The 4,170-nt window shown below is 63.2% G+C and carries 3 protein-coding genes; 2 read left to right on the top strand and 1 reads right to left on the bottom strand.

All coding sequences use genetic code 11. The features are described 5' to 3' along the window. Nucleotides 1–1,544: PAN/Apple domain-containing protein (locus EN893_RS21565; RefSeq protein WP_245490877.1), on the bottom strand; the 1,544-nt coding region annotated here is incomplete at its 3' end. Nucleotides 1,545–1,816: 272 nt separating this feature from the next. On the opposite strand from EN893_RS21565, the gene EN893_RS21560 reads away from it, so the two are divergent. Both EN893_RS21560 and EN893_RS21555 read left to right on the top strand, forming a co-directional pair. Beyond that, nucleotides 1,817–3,745 carry an autotransporter assembly complex family protein gene (locus tag EN893_RS21560; RefSeq protein WP_127272710.1) on the top strand — a complete coding sequence of 643 codons (1,929 nt, stop codon included), beginning with the start codon at nt 1,817–1,819 and terminating at the stop codon, nt 3,743–3,745. Between the two features lie 3 nt (nt 3,746–3,748). After that, nucleotides 3,749–4,170 (top strand): hypothetical protein (locus tag EN893_RS21555; RefSeq protein WP_164901001.1); only part of this gene is annotated, 422 nt, incomplete at its 3' end.

Raw genomic sequence — 4,170 nt, 5'->3', positions numbered from 1 at the left:
AAGACGCTGAGCCCGTCCTGCCCCGTATAGGTCGACAGGCCGATGTCGGAGACGACGAACCATTGCGTGGCCATCGAATTGTAGTTGTCGCTCTTGTCGTTGACGGCCTGCGCGGTCAGCACGTAGACGCCGGGCTTGCGCTGCGGCACCGCCTCGTCGACCGGGAAGGAGGTGGTGACCTCCTTGTTGAGATCATTGGCGATGTCGAGCTGGCCTTGCCAGACCGGCGCGCCCATCTGCTCGGAAATGTTGGAGATGTCGTAGCCGTCGAGCTGGTGCAGGAACTGGTAGCCCGACAGAAGCTGGGCCAGCGAACGATCGCCGACGCGGTAGAGCTTCATTTCGGCGGCATTCATGTTGACGGTGACGATCGGAATGCCGCGGCGCGCGCCGGCCGGCAGCACGAAGCTGTCACCGGTGAAGCGGGCGGACGGTGCGCGGTCCTGGACATAGATCGACAGCACCACGGGGGCCGCGGTCACTTCGCCGATTGCCGCCGGCAGGCCGGCGCGGAAGGTGACGTCGTAATGCTGACCATGCTCCAGCCCTTCGACGCAGATTTGCTTGTCCTTGGCCTCGACGCCCTTGGGTGGCGCGTTGTCGACGGTGACGAACGGCGCGTAGTCGACGCCGGTCTTGACCAGATCCTCGGAGAATTGCGCGCAGATGCGCGGCGCGCTGGTGTCGGCGTCGATGGTGTGATCGACAACGCGGAAACCCTTGCGGGCCTTGAGATCGGCATAGTCGGCCTGGACCGCCGGCGAAGGGTTCAGCGCAAGGCTGGCCTCATAGGCCTGCAGCGCCGGCCGGTAGAGATCGCGCTTGTCGAGCCCGTTGCCGAGCAGCGCCAGCACTTCGGCGCGCGTCTTGGTGGTGCGCAGCAATTTATAGGCATTGAAAGCGGCCGACGTGCCGTTCGCCGGCAAAGTGGAGGCTTCGGAGGTGCTAGCGGCGGGCTGAACGGCCAGCGTTTCACGCGCCAGGTTGAGCCAGAGCGGACCATCATCGGGCAGCACCGAGACCGCGGCCTCGTATTTCAGCATGGCGGAGCGGTGATCCCCGGTCAGCACGGCCTGTTCGGCGGCGTTCAGCAAGGCAGCCATGCCTTCGGTCGGCTTGTCATAGGCCGGGCCGAGCAGCTTGTTGCGGTATTGCTGGGCCTGATCGGCCATCCAGTTGGGGAAGAAAGCGAGTTCCGGCGGCGCGCCGATATCAGGATCGCCATCGATGTTGACGACCTTGCCCGCGACCGCGCCGTTGAAGGTTTTCAGCTGGTTGTAGTCGGATTTGAGGAAGCACCATTTGGCTTTTTTGTTGTAGGTGAAGGCACGGCAGGCCGGGTCTCCCAGGCATGTCGTCTTGCACTGGTCGATTGTCACATTCTGGTCGGACCTGAGATCAAAGCCGAAATAATCGGAATTGTCCGTTGTCGCGATCCGCCGGGCCTCGGCCGCTTGCGCGGCGCTGCTCCAGGCCAGGACACTGGCCCAGCCTAAAAACAGAAGAATCAGGATAGACAGACCACGAGCCGCGCGCATTGCCATAACACCCCTCCAGACACAGCTGACGTCCGGGCATGATCAAGCTTCAGTCAGGCTTGTCAACACAAGGACGCGGCAGGGTTCCGCCTGCCAACGGTTTCCTTTCCGGCCGATGACCGGTAGTACCTCCATAGGACAGGGGATCACGCTTTCTTGCGGCGACGCAAAAGGTGTGAATTCCAAGCCCGCCCTATTTCAGACAATTGGATTGTGGCCCCTTTACGAGCGCTTCAGAACTTCATTCCAATTTTAGTTTTGTAATCTAGGTTGTCTTAATGCCGGCGCATGAAGAGCAGATGTCAGGAGGTCGCGCGCCAGGGCGTGCGCTTCCGCGCGCCCTGCTGCTGGCCGTGATGTGCTCGACCGTGCTCGTCGCCGAATCGCGGCCGGCGGCCGCTTTCGAGCTTTTCGGCATCAAGCTGTGGGGGTCGTCCAGCGACGAGGATGCCGATATCGTCGATCCCCTGCGCTACGCCGTTACCATTTCCGCCCCCGACGCCGACAAGGATCTGGTCAAGAAGCTCGAAAATGCCTCGGCGCTGAAGAGTGACGAGGAGCGTCCGGTTTCCGGCTCGCTCGGGCTGATGGCCAAGGCGCGCAGCGACCGCGAACAGCTTGTCGCCGCGCTCTATGCCGATGCCCGCTACGAAGGCGTCGTCACCGTCACCATCGACGGCAAGCCGCTCGACGATTTGCCGCCGGATGCCGAATTCAAGGGGCCGCAGCCGGTTCCCGTGGTGATCGACATCGCCAGCGGGCCGAAATTCACCTTGGGCAATATCCACCTCGAGGGCGACGCAGCGGGGCTGATGAGCGCCGATTATGGCTTGATATCAGGCGGCGATGCGGGATCCGGCGCTGTGCTCAAGGCCGAGGCGCTGATCGTGCGGACGCTGAAGGAGCAAGGCAGGCCGCTGGCAGAGGTGACGGACCGGCAGATCGTCGCCGACCACGCTACTTCGACGCTGGACGTGACGCTGACGGTCGCCGCTGGGCCGGTCGCCGGCTATGGCGACACAACGGTGGAAGGCACCGAAAAGGTCGACCGCGACTTCACCGAATACATGACCGGCCTCAAGCGCGGCCGGCAGTACTCGCCGCAAGAGATCGATGACGCGCGCGACCGGCTGCTGGCGCTCGAGGTCTTCAACAGCGTGACGTTCAAGGAAGCCGACACGCTCGATGCCGACGGCAACATTCCGATCGGCGTCCAGGTCAGCGAGCGCAAGCCACGCTATTTCGGCGTCGGCGGCACCTTCTCCAACACCGAGGGGCTGGGCCTGGAAGGTTATTGGGGCCACCGCAATTTGTTCGGCCGGGCCGAGAAGCTGCGCATCGACGGCAAGATCAGCGGCATCGGCAGCAATGATCTCGGCGAGCTCAACTACAATGCCGGCATCATGTTCGAAAAGCCGGGCGTGATCGGGCCGGCATCGAAGTTCTTCGCCGGCGTCAAGACGGTACTCGAACATCCTGACGCCTATGACCATTTCTCGGTCAAGGGCAGCACCGGGCTGTCCTACGAGCTGACCAAGAAGCAGACGGTTTCCGCCGAGGTGGCGCTCGACTATTCCCGCATCCACGACGCTTTCGGCAAGCACAAATACCTGATCGCCAGCATTCCGCTGCAATATGTCTATGACAACCGGGACAACCGGCTGAACCCGACAAGCGGCTTCCGGGTGCTGGCCTATGCCGAGCCCAGCTACGACATTTTGAGCGGTGCGGCGTTCCTGAAGCTGAGGGGCGAAGGGTCGGCCTATCAGTCGCTGGACTCGGCTTCGAAATTCGTGCTGGCCGAACGTGTCGCCATCGGTTCGATCGTCGGCACCAGCCTCGAACATGTGCCAGCCGACCGGCGCTTTTATTCCGGGGGCGGCGGTTCGGTGCGCGGCTATGCCTATCAGGGCATCGGACCCAAGGACTTCACCGGCCAGCCGATCGGCGGCCTGTCCTTCTTCGAAACCTCGGTCGAGATGCGCATCGCCATCACCGATACGATCGGCATCGTGCCGTTCGTCGACGCCGGCACCGTATCGACCAAATCAGCTCCCGATTTCTCCGATGTCAAGGTCGGCGCCGGCGTCGGGCTGCGCTATGTCACGCCGTTCGGGCCACTGCGCATCGATGCCGCCGTGCCGCTCAACCGTGATCCGGGTGACCCGCATTTCGGCATCTATGCCGGCATCGGGCAGGCATTCTGAGCGATGAAAACAGTCTGGCGCATCCTCCGCATTGTCCTTTACACGCTGCTGATCGTGGTTGCGGGAGCGATCGGCGCGCTGGTGGTGCTGACCAAGACCGAGCGCGGCCGCGACAATCTCGCCGGCATCATTTCGCGGCTGGCTTCGAACGACAACCGCAAGATCACGGTCAGCGGCATAGACGGCATCTGGTCCGGGGCGCTCAGCGTCGACCATGTCGTGCTGGAGGACCGCGAGGGCGCCTGGCTGGTGGCGCGCAAGGTGGCCGTCGACTGGTCGCCGCTGGCGCTGCTGTCGAAAAACTTCAGCGCCGACCGTATCGCTGCCGAGCGTATCGAACTGGCGCGATTGCCGGTGGCCAGCACGCAGCCAGCGCCGAGCGGGGGTACGACGACGCTGCCGGTTTCCATCGACATCAAGCAGAT

The sequence above is a fragment of the Mesorhizobium sp. M7A.F.Ca.CA.004.04.2.1 genome, from assembly GCF_004022825.1.
GTDB lineage: Bacteria > Pseudomonadota > Alphaproteobacteria > Rhizobiales > Rhizobiaceae > Mesorhizobium.
The sequence above is the reverse complement of the archived record's forward strand: the minus strand, read 5'-3'. Positions and strand labels throughout refer to the sequence as shown.

Bases quoted from the DNA above. Each gene is read 5' to 3' on its own strand.
- EN893_RS21560 (WP_127272710.1), top strand. From the start codon at position 1,817: ATGCCGGCGCATGAAGAGCAGATGTCAGGAGGTCGCGCGCCAGGGCGT.